At 66.9% G+C, this 20750-nt stretch carries 19 protein-coding genes; 7 read left to right on the top strand and 12 right to left on the bottom strand.

Annotated features, from left to right (window positions below; genetic code table 11):
• Positions 1 to 55 precede the first annotated feature (55 nt).
• From ACP15I_RS01205 to ACP15I_RS01195, 3 genes are read left to right on the top strand one after another with little or no spacing between them, the layout of a single operon-like run.
• Positions 56 to 550 (top strand): nuclear transport factor 2 family protein, encoded by a 495-nt coding sequence (locus ACP15I_RS01205; protein WP_424973561.1) that lies wholly within the window; start codon positions 56 to 58, stop codon positions 548 to 550.
• A gap of 12 nt (positions 551 to 562) precedes the next feature.
• Complete coding sequence (locus tag ACP15I_RS01200; protein WP_424973560.1) at positions 563 to 1330, top strand: nuclear transport factor 2 family protein; 768 nt, start codon at positions 563 to 565, stop codon at positions 1328 to 1330.
• Positions 1331 to 1363: 33 nt separating this feature from the next.
• Complete coding sequence (locus ACP15I_RS01195; RefSeq protein ID WP_424973559.1) at positions 1364 to 2179, top strand: siderophore-interacting protein; 816 nt, start codon at positions 1364 to 1366, stop codon at positions 2177 to 2179.
• A gap of 15 nt (positions 2180 to 2194) precedes the next feature.
• On the opposite strand, the gene ACP15I_RS01190 is transcribed toward ACP15I_RS01195, so the two are convergent.
• Positions 2195 to 3337 carry an alpha-D-ribose 1-methylphosphonate 5-triphosphate diphosphatase gene (locus ACP15I_RS01190; RefSeq protein ID WP_424973558.1) on the bottom strand — a complete coding sequence of 381 codons (1143 nt, stop codon included), beginning with the start codon at positions 3335 to 3337 and terminating at the stop codon, positions 2195 to 2197.
• 4 nt (positions 3338 to 3341) lie between these two features.
• On the opposite strand from ACP15I_RS01190, the gene ACP15I_RS01185 reads away from it, so the two are divergent.
• Entirely contained in the window at positions 3342 to 4058 is a 717-nt protein-coding gene (locus ACP15I_RS01185) for a DUF1045 domain-containing protein (protein ID WP_424973557.1), read from the top strand.
• Here the strand turns inward: ACP15I_RS01185 and phnN are convergent.
• Entirely contained in the window at positions 4040 to 4585 is a 546-nt protein-coding gene (phnN, locus tag ACP15I_RS01180; protein WP_424973556.1) for a phosphonate metabolism protein/1,5-bisphosphokinase (PRPP-forming) PhnN, read from the bottom strand. The two genes, ACP15I_RS01185 and phnN, sit on opposite strands and share 19 nt — an antisense overlap.
• A 109-nt stretch (positions 4586 to 4694) precedes the next feature.
• Entirely contained in the window at positions 4695 to 5297 is a 603-nt protein-coding gene (locus ACP15I_RS01175) for an HAD family hydrolase (protein WP_424973555.1), read from the bottom strand.
• A gap of 167 nt (positions 5298 to 5464) precedes the next feature.
• On the opposite strand from ACP15I_RS01175, the gene phnF reads away from it, so the two are divergent.
• Positions 5465 to 6202 (top strand): phosphonate metabolism transcriptional regulator PhnF, encoded by a 738-nt coding sequence (gene phnF, locus ACP15I_RS01170; RefSeq protein ID WP_424973554.1) that lies wholly within the window; start codon positions 5465 to 5467, stop codon positions 6200 to 6202.
• A gap of 46 nt (positions 6203 to 6248) precedes the next feature.
• On the opposite strand, the gene ACP15I_RS01165 is transcribed toward phnF, so the two are convergent.
• From ACP15I_RS01165 to ACP15I_RS01125, 9 genes are all read right to left on the bottom strand, one after another.
• Positions 6249 to 7181, bottom strand: coding sequence for an aldo/keto reductase (locus ACP15I_RS01165; RefSeq protein ID WP_424973553.1), 933 nt, complete (start codon positions 7179 to 7181; stop codon positions 6249 to 6251).
• Between the two features lie 65 nt (positions 7182 to 7246).
• Entirely contained in the window at positions 7247 to 9286 is a 2040-nt protein-coding gene (locus ACP15I_RS01160) for a molybdopterin-containing oxidoreductase family protein (protein ID WP_424973551.1), read from the bottom strand.
• A gap of 134 nt (positions 9287 to 9420) precedes the next feature.
• Complete coding sequence (locus tag ACP15I_RS01155; RefSeq protein WP_424973550.1) at positions 9421 to 9903, bottom strand: hypothetical protein; 483 nt, start codon at positions 9901 to 9903, stop codon at positions 9421 to 9423.
• A 156-nt stretch (positions 9904 to 10059) separates the two neighbouring features.
• A complete protein-coding gene (locus ACP15I_RS01150; protein WP_424973549.1) occupies positions 10060 to 11481 on the bottom strand; it encodes an FAD/NAD(P)-binding protein in 1422 nt (473 codons plus the stop codon).
• A gap of 128 nt (positions 11482 to 11609) precedes the next feature.
• Entirely contained in the window at positions 11610 to 12986 is a 1377-nt protein-coding gene (locus ACP15I_RS01145) for an alginate O-acetyltransferase AlgX-related protein (RefSeq protein ID WP_424973548.1), read from the bottom strand.
• Entirely contained in the window at positions 12983 to 13996 is a 1014-nt protein-coding gene (locus ACP15I_RS01140; RefSeq protein WP_424973547.1) for an alginate O-acetyltransferase AlgX-related protein, read from the bottom strand. The genes ACP15I_RS01145 and ACP15I_RS01140 overlap by 4 nt, the downstream gene beginning before the upstream one ends.
• Positions 13997 to 14007: 11 nt before the next feature.
• Positions 14008 to 15384, bottom strand: coding sequence for an MBOAT family O-acyltransferase (locus ACP15I_RS01135; protein WP_424973545.1), 1377 nt, complete (start codon positions 15382 to 15384; stop codon positions 14008 to 14010).
• Between the two features lie 3 nt (positions 15385 to 15387).
• Positions 15388 to 15975 carry an alginate O-acetyltransferase AlgF gene (locus ACP15I_RS01130; protein WP_424973544.1) on the bottom strand — a complete coding sequence of 196 codons (588 nt, stop codon included), beginning with the start codon at positions 15973 to 15975 and terminating at the stop codon, positions 15388 to 15390.
• A gap of 188 nt (positions 15976 to 16163) precedes the next feature.
• Positions 16164 to 17534, bottom strand: coding sequence for a phosphomannomutase (locus ACP15I_RS01125; protein ID WP_424973543.1), 1371 nt, complete (start codon positions 17532 to 17534; stop codon positions 16164 to 16166).
• 217 nt (positions 17535 to 17751) lie between these two features.
• Between ACP15I_RS01125 and ACP15I_RS01120 the strand changes: the two genes are divergently transcribed.
• Together ACP15I_RS01120 and ACP15I_RS01115 are read left to right on the top strand one after the other, a co-directional pair.
• A complete protein-coding gene (locus tag ACP15I_RS01120; protein ID WP_424973542.1) occupies positions 17752 to 19158 on the top strand; it encodes an HlyD family secretion protein in 1407 nt (468 codons plus the stop codon).
• Positions 19145 to 20737 (top strand): glycosyltransferase, encoded by a 1593-nt coding sequence (locus tag ACP15I_RS01115; RefSeq protein ID WP_424973541.1) that lies wholly within the window; start codon positions 19145 to 19147, stop codon positions 20735 to 20737. Before ACP15I_RS01120 ends, ACP15I_RS01115 begins: the two co-directional genes overlap by 14 nt.
• The last annotated feature ends 13 nt before the right edge of the window (positions 20738 to 20750 follow it).

Raw genomic sequence — 20750 nt, 5'->3', positions numbered from 1 at the left:
CCGGCAGGTGATGCCGCCCCGGCTCTTACCCCCACTGCCAGATGCGGAGATCCCCATGCAGCGCAGAACCCTGATCAAGACCACCCTCGGCGCGGCCCTGCCCCTAGGCCTCGCCTCCCATGCGAGCGCCCAGTCCATGGATGCCACCTCGCAGGCCAGCTTCGACACCGTCATGGCCTTCATGGGCGCCATGGGCAGCGGCGACATGGAGGCGATGTCCGCCCTTATTGCCGATGACATGGTCTGGCATAACGAAGGCGATACCAGCCTGCCCTGGATCGGCGAGACCGTTGGCAAGGAAGCGATTTTCGAATTCCTCGGCGTCTTCTCGGCCAATCTGCAGGTCACGAAATGGGAAAATCAGGATGCTTTCGCCTCGGGCGATACGGTGGCCGTGTTTGGCCGCATGAACGGCATCACCACCCATTCGGGTCAGGAGACCGGCGAGTTCACTTTTGCCCTGCGCGCCAAGGTGCGCGACGGTCAGGTGGTGCTCTGGAACTGGTTCGAGGACAGCTTCGCCCTCAGCCAAGCCTATCACGGCAAATAAGGAGAGCGGCACATGGGCAAAGGGCTTGAGAACGTGCATCGGATCTATCTCGAGGGGATCGCGGGCGGCAATGCGCGCGAGGCGGTGCAGGCCTATACCGGGCATCGCTACACCCAGCACTCGACCGGCGTGGGCAACGGGGTCGAGGGGTTCCTCGCGTTCTTCGAGCCCTTCGTCGCCCGCAATCCCAAGCGCGACATCCGGATCCTGCGCAGCTTCGAAGACGGGCCCTGGGTGTTTTGCACCGCTTATCAGTCGCTCAATGACGGAGCCGCGCAATGGGTGACCATGGACATGTTCTACACCGATGCAGACGGGCGCATCCTCGAGCATTGGGACACCATCGCCGCCTATGAATCCAAGACAGCCTCCGGCGCGGATATGGTTGGCGGCGCGACAGAGGTCGATCCGGCGGCGGATACGGCGGCCAGCAAGGCGCTGGTGCTCGAATACACCAAGCAGGTTCGGCAGGAGCGCGGCTTTGACAAGATCGCCGAATTCGTCGCCGGGGATCTGATCCAGCATGCGCCCACCATCGGTGCCGGGCGCGCCGGGCTCGCGGACTGGCTCGTCTCGGACCAAGCCGGTCGCTACGAGATGCTGTTCCAGATTTTCGGAGAGGGCGATTTCGTCGTGACCTATGGCAAGCGCCACGCCCGTGGCAAGGACATCGCCGTCTTCGACCTCTACCGCGTTGCAGGGGGACAGATTGTCGAGCATTGGATGAACGAGGAAGAGATCAGCCCCCCGGAGATGTGGGGCAATTCCGGCAAATTCTAGCCGCGAAACAGGTACGAGAGCAGGAGATCGGAGATGGGCGTCTTGAGCGGTTTGAAACAGGCAGTGCAACAGGTCGCCAAGCGCCCGGGGCCGCGGATCCTCACGGTGACGCGCGCCGGGCGGCTGACCCCGAACATGATCCGCGTGGTCTTTGCAGGACCGGAGCTTGACGACTTTCCCGAAGGCCGCGAAGGGGCGAATTGCAAGCTGCTGATCCCGGAGCCGGGCGAAACGCGCGACGCGTTTGCCGCCCGTCTCAGCGCAGGACCGGCGCCGGTGAAGCGGACCTATACGGTGCGCGCCTATGATGCCGCGCGTCAGGAACTCAGCATCGATTTCGTCGCCCATGGGGATGAGGGACCCGCCTCTCGCTGGGCGAGCCACGCGCAGCCCGGGGATTTCCTCGGCTTTGCCGGGCCGAGCACACCCAAACTCACCCATTTCGAGGCCGATTGGTATCTGGTGGCCGCTGACCCCTCGGCCCTGCCCGTGGCCGCGGCCGCGCTGGAGGCCATGCCCCGCGATGCCAAGGGCGTGGCGATTTTCGAGATCACCGCCCCCGAGGACCGGCAGGAGATCGACATGCCCGCCGGGATCGAGGCCCACTGGCTGGTCCATCCCGATCCGCACAGCGCCTCCACCGCGCAGGAGGATCTGATCCGCAGTCTCGATTGGCCCGCCGGGCGGGTGCAGACCTGCATCGCCGGGGAAAGTGGCGTGATCCGCGCCCTGCGGGCGTTTCTCGCGCAGGAGAAAGCGCTGCCGCGCAAGGACACCTATATCTCTGGCTACTGGAAGATCGGCCTCGTGGAAGATGAGCACCAGAAAGTCAAACGCGCCGAGGGTTGAGCCCCGGCGCGCCCGTCAGCTTACCCGTGCGCCCCGGGACCAGACGCCCCGGATCAGGGGCGTGCCCCCCGGTGCCTGCACCCGCAGAACATCGCCGCGCAAGCCCGGCTCAAGCCCGCCGCGATCGGCGAGACGGGCGGCCCGCGCGGGCGTGCGCGTCACACAGGCCACCGCCCGAGGCAGATCCTGCCACAGCGCGGCCAGCCGGAAGGTCGACAGCAAAAGTGCCGAGGGCACGTAATCCGACGAGACGATATCCAGCAGCCCTGCCTCGGCAAGTTCCAGCGCCGAGACATTGCCCGAATGGGAACCACCGCGAATGATATTGGGCGCGCCCATCATCACCGCGATGCCATGGGCACGGCAGGCCTCCGCCGCCTCGACCGTGGTCGGAAATTCGGCAAACTGCACGCCGTTGTCCTTGGAGGTCTCAACATGCGCGGCGGTGGTGTCGTCATGGCTGGCCAGCGCGGCACCCAGCCGGGCGGCCTCAACCACTGCGCCGGCCTCGTGCTTGGTGCCATAGAGCCTCTGCAACTCCTTGAGATTGGCCATGTGCTCGATGAAATCGGCCTCGGTCATGCCCCGCTTTTTTGAGACATAGGTCCGCAGGGCCGAGACATCGCGGAACTGTCGCTGACCCGGGGTGTGATCCATCAGGCTGACAATCCCGATGCGATCCGCAGGACCGAAGGCGGCCAGTTCCTCCAACAGGGTTTCGGAACAGATTTCCGCCCGCAAATGGATCAGGTGGCTGATCTTGAACATGCCATCGGCCCGGGCGCGCAGCAGCTCATCGGCGAGGCCGCGCGCATAGGGTTTGTAGCCCGATTTGGAATTGTGGATCGAGCCCACGCGCAGCGCGTCGAACACCGTGGTGATCCCGGTCGAGGCCAACTCGGCATCATGAGCGATTAGCGCGGGCAGATGGGGCCAGCCCACGCCCGGGCGCGGCTCGATATGCCGTTCGAGATTGTCCGTATGCAACTCGACCAGCCCCGGCAGCACGTAATCACCGCCGCAATCCACGGCACCGCCGGGCACGCGATCCCCTTCGGTCACGGCGGTGATCACCCCATCGGTGATCTCAACCGCACCAAGAAGCACGCGGTCCGGCAGCACAAGCTGCGCGTTGGCAAGACAAACGGAGTCTGCCATGGACATGTCGGATCCATCAGGCACAGGACTGGGCACGAAAGGGGAGTTCATGGGCTATTCTCGGTTTGCAGTTTACTACATAGCCCCGGAGGGCCCTCTTGCGAGCTTCGGCGCGCGTTGGTTGGGATGGGACGTGATCACCGGAACACCCGCGGATCCGTTGGACGTTGCCGGGCGGGCGGAGGCGACCGAGACCCCGCGAAAATATGGCTTCCATGGCACCCTGAAGCCGCCCTTCCGGCTGGCCGAGGGCTTGGATCTCGCGGCGTTGCAGACCGCCATGGCCACGCTGGCGGCGCGGCAGGGGTCTGCCCGGTGCGACGGGCTGCAGCTCAGCCGCCTTGGCCGGTTTCTGGCACTGACGCCGGTCGGAGAGACTGGCGCGCTGGCCGCGCTGGCCGAGGCGTGCGTGACCGAACTCGACCTCTTTCGCGCCCCGCCCAGCGCCGAGGAACTGGCCCGCCGTCGCGGCGCCGGGCTGAGCCCTGCGCAGGAGGCGAACCTCGTGGAGTGGGGCTATCCCTATGTGCGCGACCAGTTCCGCTTTCACATGACCCTGACCGGACGGCTTCCCAAACCCGACCTTCCAAGCTGGGAGGACACCCTCCGCGCCGCCCTGCCCCCGTTGCCAGCACCCTTCGTGATCGACAGTCTCGGCCTTGTCGGCGAGCGCGCAGATGGGCGGTTCGAGCTGATCCAACGCTACGCCCTCACCGGTTGAAGAGCCGCCAGCGCGCGGGCCACAGTCTCCGTCAGCGCGCCATCATTGCTCAGGGTGATCACGTCGAGCCCCGCAGGCAGCGCCTTATCCGCCTGCGCCAGCCGCTGCGCGATCACCTGCGGCGTCTCGCGCCCGCGCGTGGCGAGCCGCGCGGCGAGGGTTTCGGGGGACGCGGTCAGGTTCAGCACCGTGAGCGTCGGAAAGATCCGGGTCGCCTCGACCAGAGCATCGCGGGAAAAATTCGCAAGACACCACTGGCCCGCGCGGACCTGGTCAAGGGCCGTCGACGGGATCCCGTAGCGCAAGGTATGCGCGCCCCAATGGACGCAGAACGCACCCTCTGCCACCATCTGGTCAAAGGTCTCGGGGCTGACCGCCTCATAGGCCTCGCCGCCCAGATCCGGCGCGCGGGTGATGACCCGGCGCAGCAGAGACAGCTCGGGCCACTGCGCGACCAGTCCCGCCATCACGCTGTCCTTGCCCACGCCGGACGGGCCGACCACGGCGATGAGACGCCCGGCGCTCATGCGGCCCCGCGCTCCCGGGGGCGCCGGGGATACGTGACCTCAGCCAGATCAGGCATCCGGACCGGTCGGCGGGGCAGCTGACCGTCGCACACGCGCAGAGCATCCCGCATCACAAGAGCCCCCGCGCCACCAGATCGGCCTCAAGCGCCGCGGGCGTGGTGAAGTGAACGGCATCCATACCCGCCGCTCTGGCCCCCGCCACGTTCTCATAGGTGTTGTCGATAAAGAGGCACGCGCGTGCCGCGACCCCGGCACGGTCAAAGAACAAGCCAAAGATCTCCGGCCCCGGTTTCAGCATCCGCTCGACCCCGGACACGATCAGCGTGTCAAAGACCTCCCCCAGCCGGGGATGGGCCCTGACCCCTTCAGGCCAGGTCTCCGCCGACCAGTTGGTGATGGCGTGAATGCCGTGCCCCTTGGCCGCCAGCCGGTCGAGCAGATCCCATGTCCCCGGAATGACTTCAGGCACCGTTCGTCCATACTGCGCAACATATTTGGCAAAGAGCGCGCGGTCCGTTGGGTCCGCAATCTCGGCGGCCAGATCGGCGAAGGACGCGCCCCCATCGGCCCGCGTGTTGCGCGCCATGAAATCGGTCCGTTCGATGAACTCGGCGACGGCGCCGCGAGATCCCAGATCCTCGATCCAGGCGAGATGGGGGTCCCAGTCCACGAGCACACCGCCAATATCAAAGACGATCTCTGTCGCGCTCATGCGGCGCCCGCCTGCGGGGGTTCGCGAAAGGACAGCGCGATGCCGCCACCCTGCGCGGTCCGCCCGGCGCCTTGGGGATCGATGGGGTCTTTCATCTCGACAACTTTCGAGTTTACTATACAACTAGACACATCCTATCAGCAACCGAGCCAAGACCCAATACAGAAATGCAGGACAGGCGAGACTCTTTGCGCCGCAGCGGGCGCACACCGATCTGGAAAGCCATCGCCAGCGCCCTGCGCAGCGACATTGCCGAGGGGCGCTATGGCACCGGGGACAAGCTGCCGACTGAGGCCGCGCTGTCCGAGCGGTTCGGGGTCAACCGGCACACGGTGCGCCACGCGCTCTCGGCCTTGGTCGAGGATGGTCTTGTGCGGACCCGGCGTGGCGCGGGGGCCTTCGTGGCGGCGCGGCCCACGGATTACCCGATCAGCAGCCGGGTGCGTTTTCACGAGAACCTGCTCGCTGCGGGCCGTCGGCCCGAGAAACGCATCCTTCACATCGAAGAGCGGGCCGCCACCGCGGGCGAGGCGCAGGCCCTTCAGGTGCCCGAAGGCGATCAGATCTGCGCCTATTTCGGCCTCTCCCTCGCGGATGCCCAGCCGATTGGTCTGTTCGAGAGCGTCTTTCCCGCCACGCGCTTGCCCGGGATCCAGAACGCTCTTCTGGCCGAGCGCGGGGTGACCGATGCCCTGCGCGTGGTGGGCGTCGAGGATTACACCCGGGCCTCGACCCGTCTGACCGCTGTGCTCGCGGATGCGACCCAGGCGCTGCATCTGCAGATGCGCGAGGGCGATCCGCTGCTGAAATCCACCGGGGTCAATGTCGATCCCCAAGGCCGGCCCATCGAGTTCGGGCGCGCCTTCTTTGCCGGAGACCGGGTGACCCTGACGCTGGATCTCTAGGCCCGGTGCGCCTGCGCCAAGGCCCATCGGGGGAACACGGGCGCTCCTAAGCTTCCTCAAGCCGGTCCGTGGCCGGTGCCGGACGCGGCGACAGGGCCGAGATCTGCGCATGGAGCGTGTCGGAGAGCGGGTAGGTCAGCGCCGCAAGCGAGGGGCGCAGCTGTGCCTCCGAGCGCGCGCTGACAATCGGGGCCGAGATCGCCTCATGCGTCATGACCCAGGCCACCGCCAGGGTCGCTGGGTCCATGTCCAGTTCATCGCCGAGCGCGGCGAGCCCCGCTGCGGCCTCGTGCATCCAGGCCGGACCATAGCGCGCCGCGTAGCGCGGATCGGTCGAGAGCCGACCGACATCGCCGCGCGCATATTTCCCGGTCAGCAGCCCCCCACCCAAGGGTGAATAGGGCAGCACCGCGATCCCCTCGGCGGCGGCCATAGGCAGAAGCTCTACCTCCGCCTGACGCTTGACCAGAGAATACATCGGTTGGATCAGGTCGATCCGCATGCCCAGCGCCTGTGCCACGGCTTGCGCCTTCATCACCTGCCATGCGGCGAAATTCGACACGCCGATATGGCGGATGCGGCCCGAGGATTGCAGGCCCGCGAGCGTCTCGAAGGTCTCTTCCAGCGGGGTCGTCCCATCCCAGCGGTGCAGGTAGAGGATGTCGACCATATCGAGCCCGAGCCGCGCGCGGCTTTCGTCGAAGCTCGACAGGATATTCGCGCGCCCGCTGCCGCCGGTGTACCCCACCTTGGTGGCGATCAGCAGGGCGTCGCGCCGCGGGCCGATCACCTCGCCCAGCCAGGTCTCGGACCGCCCCTCGGTATAGAGATGCGCCGTGTCAAAGATGTTGATCCCGGCGGCACAGGCGGCGTCGAACATCGCGTGGCTCGCCGCGCGGTCCGCGGTGCCGCCGAACTGCATGCAGCCGAAACACTGGCGCGACATGGGCGTGCCATCCAAGGTCATCAAACGGGTCATCTAAATGCTCCAAGCGGGGGCGGGACGGATGGCAGGGCCGGGCGGAACCACAAGTCAGGCATGGATCATGCGCCAGATCCGGCCAGCACCGGGCGCAGCTCGACCCGCGCGCCAAACCGGCTTTGACCTACGGAGAAGGGAAAGGCCCCGAGGGCCGCCTCGGGCAGGACCGCGCTGGCATCGGTCAGGGCATTGAGCCCGGGCCAGCCATCGCGGATCCAGACCACACCGGCCGGGATGCGCGGCGTGACCTTGGCCTGCGCCGTGAAACATCCGCGTGCGTTGTGCATCTCGACCGCCGCGCCATCCTCGATCCCGCGCTCTGCCGCATCCGTGGGCGCGATCCAGAGGGCGGGCGCGGCCTCCCGCGCGGCCAGGGTCGGCAGGGCGCGCGCGTGGTCAAAGAAGGAGTGGAAATGCGCGAAGGTCCGGCCATGGGCGAGCACGAGCCCCCCCTCCTCCGCCGGGTCCGGCATCTCCGGCAGCGCGGGCAAGCCCATTTCGACGGCGCGGGCGGAGGTAAATTCAATCTTGCCCGAGGGCGTGGTGAAGGAATGGGTCGGATAGGCCACATGGGAGACCGCGAGCGCCGCGCGCCCGCCCGCCGCCCGCAGGCTGTCAACCGTGGCATGGCCCGTGGCCGGATGGTCGAGCACCGCGTTCACCGCCGCCTCCTGATCCGTCCAGGGGTAGACATCCTCTACGCCCAGCCGCGCGGCCAGCCCGATATAAATCTCGTGCACGGGGCGGGCCTCTCCGGCGGGGGGCAGCACCCGGTCGCAGAGATGAACATGGGTGTTGGTGGATTTCGCCCCGATCTCTTCGAGCCAGATCGTCCCCGGCAGGACGATATCCGCCGCCTCCCGGATCGTCTGGTTGGGAAAGATGTCGTGTGTCACGACCAGCTCGGCCCGGGCCAGAGCCGCCCGCGTCCGGGCGGTGTCGGGAAAGGAGGAGAGCAGGTTCGAGCCAAGCGAGACGAGGACCTTGACCGCGCCGCTTTCCAGCGCTTCGAGGATCGCCTCCATCTGGTTAGGGATATAGGTGCCCGGCAGCCGACGATCCGCCGCCGAGACATCGACGAACCCGACCCCATGGCTGCGCCCGCCATGGCGCGGGCCGATCCCGCCCCCGGCGCGCCCGAAATTCCCGGTCAGCGCCGGAAGGCAGCCGATGGCGCGCGCCGCCTGCCATGTGTTGTCGCCCTTATGCACCGAAGAGCCCCCCAGAACGATCATCGCCGCCGGGCTGGCCGCGTAGCGCCGGGCGAGATCGGCGATCTGCTCGGCGGGCAGGCCGGTCCGTTCCGCGGCCCATTCCGGGGTGTTCCGGGTCAGGTGATCGGCAAGCGCGTCGAAGCCCACGGTATGGGCGGCCACGAAATCGCGATCCCAGAGCCCCTCGGCCAGGATCACCTGCATCATCGCCAGCGCCAGCGCCGTATCCGTTCCGGGCCGGAGCAGCAGGACCTCATCCGCCAGTGCCGAGGCCTCGGTCCGGCGCACATCGACCACGACCACCCGCGCGCCCCGGCGCTTGGCGATCTCCACATGGCGCAGGGTGTTGGCCTGACTGACCGTGTTCGCCCCCCAGAGGATCACCATCTCGGAATGGGCGCTCAGATCCTCCTTGGTGGAGGTTTCGATCGCACCGGTCAGGCCCAGCCCGAACGCACCCAGCCCCCAGCAGATCATCGCCGGGTTCCACGCCTGACATCCATAAAGGTTCGCGAACCGGTCCATCTGGGCCCGTTTCAGCCCGAAGGCATAGTCATTGCCCCAATTCCCATGCCCCTGCCAGAAGCCCACCGCCTCGCGGCCCACGGCCTGCATCTGCGCGGCGATCCGGTCCAGCGCCCCGTCCCAACTCAGCCTCTCCCAGGTGTCCGAGCCGCGCTGCGTCCGGGCCATCGGCTGCAAGAGGCGTTGGTCGTTGCCGACGATCTCATGGGCGGCCTTGCCCCGCATGCAGAGAAAGCCCGCGCTGTCGGGATTGCTCTCGTCACCGGTGATCGTGACGGCGCCCGCCGCGTCCCGGGTCACCTCCATCCCGCACAGGGTCGGGTGACAGTTCATGGGGCACATGGTCCGAAAGGTCTGTGTCATGGCGGCTCTCTGCTGGCTCTTGCGGGGTCCAGTCTACGCAGGCAAGCCCCGCGCAGGCCAGTCCGCAGGGGTCAGGCGACATCGCGCCGAACGGCTACGCGCGGTTTTACCCGGCAAAGCGGCGCGCGGCGAGCCTAGCTGTTCTGCTTTCCGTGGATGGTCAGGGCCGATTCCCCGATGCCGATCACCAGCGTTTGTTGGGTCCAGTACCAGCGCCGGGTGGTCCATGTCCCCTCAAGCAGGATCGCGTCGCCCCGCACCGTGCCGTACCAGACCACCGTGTGGGGGGCTTCGTCACAGACGGTCGTCGTGGTGAAATGGACCACATCCTCTTCGAGCCATGTCTGGTAGTCGGTCCAACCGAAATCGCAGTAGATCTGCGCGCGCGACGACTGAAACCGGCCGTCGAAGAACCGCAGCGTGTCATAGACCACCTCTCCGGTCTCATCGATCGTATCGCGGGTCACGAAGATACGACCATCCAACGCACCAGATTGGGCCCAGGGCAATGCAGGAACGGACAGATCCGGCAGATCATCGTTCATCACGCTCACCGTGCCCGCACCGGTGCCAATCACCACGAAGGCGACCCCGGCGGTCTTGAGGAAATCGGACATGGCATGCGCCTTCCTGTTCTGGCCCCGGCATACAGTAAATGCATGCATAGGTTGCACTCCACGCCCCGCTTAAACCCTAGTATACTTTTCAGGTTTGCGCACGCGAATTCGCGCGCAGGCCAAAGCGCTGCGCCGCGCATCAGGAATTTTGCAAAATCAGATGCCGGAGGCCGCCCGGGCCACATAGGCGCGCAACATATGGGCGTCGAACAAGGGCATGGCCACAACATCCCCGCCGATCTCGCTGGTGACTGGCGAGAGGTAGCGGACACCCGGGGCGTTGGTCTGGCACCCCGGTCCTACGCGGATGCCCCGCGTGGTCGGGCAAAGTGTGATCAACCCCTGGCGCAACATGTCTTCCGACAGCGGATCGAATCGCGAGTTTGGCCCTGCTCCGGCGCAGTTCACGACAAAGCCGGTCTCGTGGCGATGCTCCTGCCCCTGCGCGTCACGCAAGAGGACGGTGGCCCCCTCGGCGCCGGGTTCGATCGCGGAGACCATGGCTTTGATCACCCGCGCCGAGCCCGCCGCGACGAAGCGGTGCATATCCGCGATCGTGTCGCGCGTTCCGCCCCGCAGCCAGAGCCGCAGCTTGCCGGGTACATGGCGCGCCTCTTCCGGGTCGGGCACATAATCGGTCAACGGGTTGGCGAGGAAATGCGCCCGGAACCCGGCCCGGATCTCGCGCATCTCGTCGCCTGCCTCCGCAGCACGGGCAATCTCGGCGGCGACTTCGGCCAGAAAGGTCTCGGCCCGGGCATGGCCCTTGGTCAGACGCGGCTCGGTCAGCTTGCGCGGCAGGCGCGGGACCAGCGGCGCGGGGATCTCGCCATCGGGCGTGCAGGCCACGAAGCGCAGATCCGCCTCATCCCGCAGGCTCTGGCACAGGCGCAGCACATCGAGCATGGCCGCGTTCCCCCCGACGCAGAATATCTCGGCCCCGCGCCGAATATGGGCGGCGATCCGGTCCTCGTGACCAAAGACCGAGGGCGCGCTGAACGCGCTGTCATCCCCGGCGAACCGCATGGTCGACGGACCGCCCGGCGCCACGTCGAGCCCGCTGGCCACGATCTCGCGCCCGGCCTTTGTGCGCAGGGTGACACCCTTACCGCTGACCTCAAGGGCCAGCGCCTGATCATTGATCAGCTCGACCGTCGCGCCCTGCGCCGCGAGGCGCGCGATGGCGGCCTCGGCCCGTTCGGCCATGAAATCCCCGTAAAACTCCCGTGGCGCGTTTACACCGTAGAGATCTCCACGCGCGATCAGCGGTTGTGCCGCGCCCAGCCAGTCCGGCGCGCGCCCCTCCATGGTCTCGGTGATCTGGTCCCAGCGCGCCGCCAGCCATTTCGCGAAATCGGGATCGATATCGTCGGCGGGCGAATTCAACAGATAGGCGTAGCGCCAGGGCGTGCCCGGAGTGCCCTTGGCATAGGCCAACCCGCGGCCCAGATCCGAAGCGGCCTCCCCCAGAACCACCACCTGCTGTCCGGGCGCGGGTGCGCAGATTTCCAGGAAGGCCAGCGCCGTAATGCCATCGCCAACAATCACATGGGGTCGCTCTTCGGGCAGCACGCGCATCGCTTTCTCTGAGTTCGGGACATGCGAGCATTAGTCCCGCGCGCCCCCTCTGGTCAACTCGGCGCCGTGCCGCCGGTGCCCCGTGCCGCAGGATCGCGACAGGTGCCACCGATAACACGGCGCCCCACTCACCCCGGGAACAGGCGGATCTCGGCGATCTCCGCGTCCTTGGCCGGGGTCAGGGTCAGGGCCACCGGCGTCTTGGAGCCGAAGTGATCGAGACTGCCAAAGACGCTGTGGGACCGCATCTCAACCGGGACAGCGCGCCGCCGCCGGAGCGAGACCTTGCCCGTGGATCCGTCGTCAAAGCGCAGCTCGAGCCGCATGTCCTGATGCTTGAGGCCCTGGGTCACGATCTCGATCCCGCCCGGTGCGCCACCCGAAAGAGGGATGTCGACCGATTTACCCGGGGTCACGGCCACCGGCACAGCGCGTTGCGACGCCCCGGCGGCCTGCAACGCCCCCAGAAGCTGGCGCAGGAAGGAGGTCGAGTTGAAGCTCTCGGTATAGGGCAGCTCCCAGACGACCATGGCGTGGTCGCGCCGCTCCAGCGCACCCGAGAGGACATAGGCCTCGATCGCGCCGATCGGCCCGCCGCCAGACACCGACAGGTTCTCGACATCCGCGTCAAACGCCCGGGCCAGGGCATCGCCGAACCGGTAATCGTCGGACTTGTTGCGGTTCGAGAAGCTGCTGCCCAGCAGGGCGATGGACGGACCCGCCTGCGTGTCATCCAGCAGGTCCAGCGCCGTGGGCCGGGTCAGATCGTAGAGCTGGACCTCCTCGACCCCTGGATCCTGATCACAGGCCTTGCGCAGGATCTCGGCGAGCGAGCCCTTTTCACGATAGCTCTCATCAGCCTTGGCCGCAGGGACAAAGGATGCCGCCGCCGGAAACAGACCCGGACGCTGGGTCGCCGTCAGCGCCGCGAGGCGGGACGCGCTCGCCGCAGCCCCCAAGGGGGTCCAGTGGGTATCACGGCGAAAATAGAAGCGGTCGCGCAACGCCGGATCCCCGAGCGCCAGCCCCTGCAGGTCGGGGACAATCGCGCCGGTCTCGGCCAGCTGGGCGAGCAACGCGGCAAACGAGGCCTGCGCGGCGGCCACATCGTAGCGCTCGGTCCCCATGGCGGCATCGAGCTGCGCCTGCCCCGCCACGACCGGACGCGGCGGCGCGATCAGGATGGCGAGCGCCACATCCCGCGCCGCGAAGGCTTGGGCGATTTCCCCGACCAGCGTCGCTGCGCTGCGTTTCATGTCGTAGCGGTCCTTGAGCTGGTCGCGGGTAAACATCCAGCCGCTCTGCTGATCGCTGTAGATCGGCGCAACCTTGGCATAGCGCTTCGGCAGGCTCTCGGCCTCCAGCAGCGCGGAACAATAGGGCGCGGCCTGCGCGTGGGGCGCGGCCAGAAGCGCGGCGGCTCCGATCACCGAGGCGAGTTTGGCGCAGTATTGCGAGGCGTGTTTCGCGGTGTGTTTCGCGATGTGTTTCAGGGCGGTTTTCATGATTGGGGGCTCCTGGCTGTGAGGTAGCGTTCCGGGATCTCCCAGAGCACAAGGGTTGGCGGGGTGCTGAGCGTGTCGAGCTCGGCGAGAAAGGCGTCCATGGGGGCAAAGGGGCCCTGCCCCACGGCACTGGCATTGAGCAGATCGACCTGCAGCGCTTGGCTCAGGAACCCGGCGAAGTGGAAGGCAGGCTTGGCGGAGAAGCTCGTGCCCACCAGCGCCACGGGGATCTCCGCCGCGCCAAAGAGGCCCCCCGCCGAGGCCACCGCGGTGTCATAGGTCCGGATCAGGTCGGGATGGGGGCCGACATGCGGGCGCAGCGCGCCGGTGGCGACAAACGCCGCCAGATCCCCCTCGAAGGCGCGGAACCCGGTCTTGCGGGTCTCGACCGTGCTTTGGGCGAGCGGTGTATCGGCGAGCGCGGCGGCGATGGCCTCGGCAGCGCGATGGGCGCCCTCGGGGCTCCAATGGGTGTCACTGCGCAGGAACGATGTGTCGAAATCGAGCGCGGGCCGCAGGTCGATCACCGGCAGGCCGGCCGCCGCGACCGTGGCCAGCGCCCGGTCATAGCGTCCGGCAAACCCGGCGGAGCGCCCGCGCGGCAGGCGGTGGGCCTGCATCCGCGCCTTGTCGGGCACGATGACCGGGGCCAACTGAATGCCGCGCGCCGCAAGTACTGACCGGGCATGGGCGAGCTCCGCCGCCAGATCCCGAGGGGCCTCGGGCTCGGCGAATTCCTCAGCCGTGAAGAGCCAGCCCCCCTGCCCCGCAACCGCCCCTTGGGCGGGTTCGCGGAAAAGCTGCCAGCGCAGGGCGGCCCAAAGCTCCACCGCGGCGGACTGGGTCGGCAGGGCGGTCTCGAACCGCGCCTCGAAGCTGCGCTGATAGCTGCCATCGGCCCAGCCCTCCAGCGGCGTGCCCGCGTCCACATTGATCAGGGCCGCGACGGACAGGGCCGCAAGGCCAGCGGTCAGGGCCAGGGGAATGACGGTATCGGATTTGGGATCCATTTCTCGTCTCCTCAAAACTGGAAATACAGGAAGGGGCTCTCGGTCCGGGCCTGCACCACGACGCAGCACAGGAGGGACAGAACCGCCGGTTTCAGGCGCTGCGCGAGGCTCGGGACCTGCCAGCGACCGGGCCGCCGCAGGGACAGGCCAAGCCCGATGATCAGGAAGATCGCCTCGGTCGGCGCGGTCAGGGTGATCAGCTCGGGCCGCAGGGCGACGCCGTTCAGCCCGACCATGCCGCCATAGATGGCCAGCGCATCGGCGAGCGTTTCCGCCCGAAACACCACCCAGCCGAGGATCACGAAGACCATGGTCAGCGGCCATGCAATGGCGCGCGGCCAGACCGTGTCGCGGGATTTCGCGCCCAGCGCGCGCTCCAGCGCCATCAGCCCGCCATGCCAGATCCCCCAGACCACGAAGGTCCAGTTTGCCCCGTGCCAGATCCCGCCCAGCACCATGGTCAGCAGCAGGTTGCGATAGGTTTTCACCGCCCCGCCCCGGTTCCCGCCCAGCGGCACGTAGAGATAGTCACGCAGCCAGCGCGACAGGCTGATATGCCAGCGCCGCCAGAACTCGGTGATCGAGCGGCTGGTATAAGGGGCGTCGAAATTCTCCGGAAAGCGGAAGCCGATCATCAGGCCAAGCCCGATGGCCATGGCCGAGTAGCCCGCGAAGTCGAACAGCAACTGCACGGAATAGGCCAGCGCCCCGAGCCAGGCCTCGGCGGCCGTGGGGTCCGGCAGGGCAAAGATCCGGTCCGCAAGCGGCGCGACACTGTCCGCGACCAGCAGTTTCATCGCCACCCCTTCAACGAAGCGGCGCACGCCCCGGGCGAAGATCGACAGGGAATGGCTGCGCGCCTCGAACTGATGGGCGAGGTCCTTGTAGCGCAGGACCGGCCCGGCAATCAGCTGCGGGAAGAGCGACGAGAAGGCGAGGAAATCCACCAGCTTGCGGGCGGGCGGCGCGTCTCCGCGCGCCACGTCGATCACGTAACTGATCGACTGGAACGCCAGGAAGGACAGGCCAATCGGCAGGATGATCTCGGGCACAGTGAGGGCATCGCCCCCCAGCGCCGTGTTGAGGTTGCCGAGAATGAAGGTCGTGTATTTGAACCAGCCCAGAACGGCGAGGTTGAACCCAACGCCCAGACGCACGGCCCATTTCCGAACCTCGGGCCGGCTGGCCCCGGCCGCGACGCGACCGGCGACGAAGCTGCCCCCGGCAATGGCGTAAAGCACGATCAGCGCATCCGCCCGCCACCAGGCGTAAAACAGGGTCGAGGCCAGCAGGATCAGCCAGTTCCGCGCGGCTTTGGGGATGACGTAGTAAGTCGCCAGAAAGACCGGCAGGAACCCGAAGAGGAAGATGGGTGTGGAGAATACCATGGATCAGTCCGCCAGCGTGGGGCCAAAGCGGTTCTCGATCAGCTGCGCGCCGTCCGGACGCGCCACGAAGGTCACGTTCTGACCGCGCCGGAGGCTGACCTCGAACCGGCCCAGATCCGCGCCATCGGCCGTGACCACGGCAAGCGTGACCGCCACCGGGTTCACGGCGCGGGCGGCGGCGGCCCCCGTTTCGGTCTCGGCCACGACAACCATGGCAGGCTCGGCAACTTCGAGCCGGACCGGCGCATCTGCGAGGTTCACCAGCGTGAGCTGCACCTTGCTGCGATCCGGGCGGGCGGGTTCCTCGATGACGACCACGGCGCCCCCGGCATCCCGGGCGGCAGTATAATAGACCCCCGGCTGTGCGCCGCTGGTGGCGGCAGCAGAGACCGGGTGGAAGACATCGCCCTCGGCACCGAGCGCGGCAATGCCATAGATCTCGGGCGCGGGCCCCGGCTCGATCCAGCGCAGAAAGGCAGCATCCTCGGGCCGGGGCGCGTCATAGAGCGTATTGTCCGCGGCAAGACCGGTGGCAGCGGTGGACAGAAACACCCCAAGGGCAAGGGACACGGGGGAAAATCGAACTGGCATAACAGGCTCCTTTGTTGGAACCGGCATACCGGAGGCGCGGTGCGCGCGAGCTGCGCAAAAGTATAGCCGCCCCTCTCGGAGGGCTACGCCACTGCCCCTTGGGACAGGCGGGCAAGGCCCTTCCCCACATGAAAACGCCGCCCGAGAGGGGGACCCTCGGACGGCGCTGTTCAGAAATGTGGACCCGGTCAGGCGGCGGCGCGGATCGCCTCGCTCAGCTCGTGGACGCGCGCCTGCAGCAGGTCGGGACAATCCAGTGTCTCGACATTCAGACGCAAGAGCGGCTCGGTATTCGATGCCCGCAGATTGAACCGCCAGCTGTCGAATTCCATGCTGATCCCGTCGAGCCGATCGACCGTTTCGGCGCGGCCCTCATAGCGGGCCCGCAGGCAGGCGGTCACCTCGTCGGTGCTCTCGACGCGGAAGTTGATCTCGCCCGAGGAGGGGTGACGCTGACGCATCTCGGCCACGAGGCTCGAAAAGCAGGTCTTGGCGCGCGACAGACGCTCCAGCATCAAAAGCCAGGGGATCATGCCGCTGTCGCAATACATGAAGTCGCGGAAGTAGTGATGGGCCGACATCTCGCCGCCATAGAGCGCGCCCTCGGCCCGCATCTTGTCCTTGACCAGCACATGGCCGGTCCGGGACATGATCGCCTCGCCGCCGCAATCGCGCACGATGCGCCGTGTGTTCCACACGACGCGGGGGTCATAGACGATCTTGCCCGCCGGGGCGCTTTCCAGCACCGCCTCGGCCAGCAGACCGACAACGAATTCGCCGGGGATGAACCCGCCCGCCTCGTCAAAGAAGAAGCACCGGTCGAAATCCCCGTCCCAGGCCACGCCCAGATCCGCGCCATGGGCGGTCACCGCCTCTGCCGTGACCGGCTGGTTCTCGGGCAGGAGCGGGTTGGGAATGCCGTTGGGAAAGTGGGCATCCGGCGCATGGTGCAGGCGGGTGACGCGGATCTGCGCCCCCCGCGCGCGGAGATGCGCGATGATCGCATCGAAGGTCGGCCCGGCACAGCCATTGCCCGGGTTGGCCACCAGATGCAGCGGCCCGATGGCCGCCGGATCCACAAAGGCACAGACCCGTTCCACATAGGCCGCGCGGGCCGAGACCGGGCTGTGCCCGCCCCGTGTGCTCGCCTTCGGCGCGAAGGCCGCCGTTGCCGCAACGCGCTCGATCTCGCGGAAGGTCGTATCACTGAGGGGGCGCGCGCCCGCCCCGACCATCTTGACCCCGTTATAGTCGATCGGGTTGTGCGACGCGGTCACCATCACCCCGGCATCGGCGCCGAAATGGTCGGTGGCGAAATACACCTCCTCCGTGCCGCACAGCGCGATGTCGAGCACATCCGCCCCCGCATCGCGCAGCCCCTCGACCAGCGCCGCCAGCAGCACCGGCGAGCTTTCGCGGATATCGCGGCCCACCACCACCGAGCGCGCCGAGAGGGTCTGCGCCAGCGCGCGCCCGATCCGGTAGGCAATATCGGCATCCAGATTGTCGCCCACACGGCCGCGGACATCATAGGCTTTGAAACAGGTCAGGGTACTCATCGGCTCACACTCCTTATGAAACTGACCTTGGGATAAACGGTAGATCCGCGCCCTGAGAAGCCTTTTCGCGCCGCTCTATACCGATGCATCGGGACTATACTTTCGAGACCTCCGCTATCCCTCCGCACCCGCCATCTGCGCGGGTCGAAAGGGTAGACAGCCCTCAGTTTTCCAGTTTCCGAGGCCCAGTTCCGTGAAGATCCGCCACGAAAGACCCATGTCCGACCTGTCCTTTCAGGTCCGCGCGCCGCTCGGGCTCGAGCTGGCCACGGGCGATGTCGTGGGCGTGGCCGAGTGGTCTCTGAGCGGGCTGCAATTCCCCGGCGACAGCGATGTGCTGCCCAGCAAGGGTATCCTGTCGATCCCCTTCCAGGGGGTGGATATCCGCTTTCCCGTGCAATTCAAGCCGGGGGCAGAGGGGCGCGAGCTGCTCTTTGACGGGCTGACCGGGCGCCAGCGCGAAACCCTCGCGGTCTTCTATCGCTCGATCCTGTCGGGTCGGATGGCAAGCACTGAAGAGGTGATCACCAGCCTCGACACCCCGGTCGATCTCGTCCCCATGGAAGAGACCGAAGAGGAAAAGACCGTCGCAACCCAGGGCAAGACCCCGCGCAGCCTGCGGGTGGTCTGGAACCTTCTGGTCTATTGCCTGATCGGGGTGGTGGTCTTTGGCCTGCTGGGTCAGCAGATCTGGACACGGCTCAGCTCGATCCCCGTGGGCCAAGCCCGGGTCGTGGCCGAGCTGGTCGAACATCGCGCCCCCACCGGGGCTTATGTGGACGAGATCCGCGTGGCTCCGGGCGAGGCCGTGCGCCAGGGTCAGACCCTCGTGGTGCTGTCGAGCCCGGGCCATGGCGGCACCCTGACCGAGATCCGCACGGATCTGCGCCGGGCCGAGGCCGATGCCCGCCAAAGCCGCAAGGCGCTCGCGCTGCATATGGAAGGTCTGGCCGATGCGCGCCGCCCGTTCGAGGCGGCTCTGGCTCAGGCCATCGCGGCCCGGCGCGTGGGGGATTTCCTCGGGGATCACACGCTGCAGGACATGCGCCGCGCCCAGCAGGCGCTGGCCCTGTTCGACGCCGAAATCTCGCAACGGGCCGACGACTTTCATGCGCGGCGCGAATACCTGCAGGATATGCTGCGCGCCCAGAAGGACGACATTGCCCAGCTCAAGCGCGAACTGAGCGCCGAAAAGGATGTGGGCGGGGCTGCGGATATCGTGGCCCTTGCCGATGGCATCATCGCCGAGATCCCCGCCTTCGAGGATCAGTTTCTCGCCCGGGGCGACGTGGCCCTGACGCTGGAAGAGGCCGGCCCGCGCCGGGTGATCGGCTGGCTGGATGAGGGCATGGCCGCGGCGGTCTATCCCGGCATGGTCGCCAACCTGACCGCGATCAGCGGTGGCGAAACCCGCCAGATCCGCGGCGTCGTCGAGGATGTGGTCGCGATGGCCAATCCCGACCGCGCCGGCAGCTTCGGGCTGCGGGTGTCGGTCCTGCCTGCGGATTGGGTGATGCGGGATGCGCCGGAGCTTTTGCGCCCGGACGCGCCCATGGAGCTGCGCCTCGCGCGCAACCCGGCCTGGCTTGCCGCGCTGAAGGAGCTGATCGATGTACGCCCCTGAAAGCGAATACGCCTTTGACAAGGATCTGACCCAACGGCTGCGTGGCTATCAACGCCCGGCCAAACGGGGTCTCGCCAAATGGTCCTTTGGTCAGCTCTTTGCCTTTGCTGTGGGGATGACCGGGTTGGTCTATTTGGTGGTCAGCACGCAGAACCGGTTCTTTCAGCCCGATGTTCTCCATGTGACGCTCGTGCTCGGCACGCTTGGATGCTGGCGGTTCGGCTGGTGGTTCACCCATGCGGTGCGCGCCGAGATCTACCGCCGGGTGAAATGGCCGCGCATGCGCGCCAAGGCCGATGCGGTCTGGCAATCGGGCTGGCGGCCCCGGCGGCTGCATATCCAGATGACGACCTATTACGAGGAACCGGCGATCACCAAGCGGGTCATCGGCTCGATCCTCGGTCAGATCAAGCGCGAGGGGATCCCCACGACGCTCTATATCGGCACAGGTTCGGCCTATGACGAGCTGATCATCCGGTCCTTTGTCGAAACCCACGCGCAGGACATCCCCGATGACCTCGCCGAGCTCGTCTTCATCCGCCAGAACCAACCGGGCAAGCGCATGGCCATTGGCCTGATCCTGCGGGCGATCAATCGCAACGGGGTGGATCCCGACGACCTGGTGATCTTCATGGATGGCGATGCGCTCTATGGGCAGGACGTCATGGAGAAGACCCTGTCGATGTTCGGCGCGGATCCCGAGCTGCAGGCCCTGACCACCGATGAAGAGGTGATCTGCTATGGCCCGAAATGGATCGCCAACTGGCTCGACATGCGCTTTGCCCAGCGCCGCCTCGCCATGCAGAGCCATGCCATGTCCGACAAGGTGCTGACCCTGACCGGCCGGATGAGCGTCTTTCGCGCCCAGCATATGCTGAGCGAGCGGTTCATCCGCACGATCGAGGCGGACCATCTGGACCACTGGCTCTGGGGGCGGTTCCGCTTCCTGTCCGGGGACGACAAGTCGACCTGGTATCACATGCTGACCTGCGGCTCGAAGATGACCTATGTGCCCGACGCCACCGTCTACACGATCGAGGTGATCAAGGAGAACGGGCTGGAGCGGATGATCCAGAACTTCCGCCGCTGGTCCGGCAACATGCTGCGCAACGGGACGCGCGCCATCGCGCTCGGGCCGCGTCGGGTGAAGCCGTTTATCTGGTGGTGCATCGTGGATCAGCGCATCGCCATGTGGACCATGATGGTCAGCCCGACGCTGGCAATCCTCGCGGCCTTTGTCGACCCGATGTATCTGGTGAGCGCGCTCATCTGGGTGATCTTCAGCCGGGTGGTGCTGTGCCTGTTCCTGTTCCGCTACAGCCGGACCGTGGATCTGAGCTGGCCGTTCATCCTGTATTTCAATCAGGTGATCAACGCCTCGGTGAAGATCTTCATGATCTTCCACCTGTCCAAGCAGAAATGGTCCAATCGCGGCAACCAGAGCGCGGGCGGCGGCGGCGGGCTGATGGCGCGGATGCAGAACTGGACCGCCAAAGCCCAGCTGGTGATCGCCGTGGCGGCCTTTGTCTCGGGGCTTGCGATCTATATCGGCGCCCTGCCCGCCCCGAGCTGGTTTTGAGCGCGCCCGTGCC

The sequence above is a fragment of the Dinoroseobacter sp. S124A genome, assembly GCF_049801015.1.
Lineage (GTDB): Bacteria > Pseudomonadota > Alphaproteobacteria > Rhodobacterales > Rhodobacteraceae > Dinoroseobacter.
The sequence above is the reverse complement of the archived record's forward strand: the minus strand, read 5'-3'. Positions and strand labels throughout refer to the sequence as shown.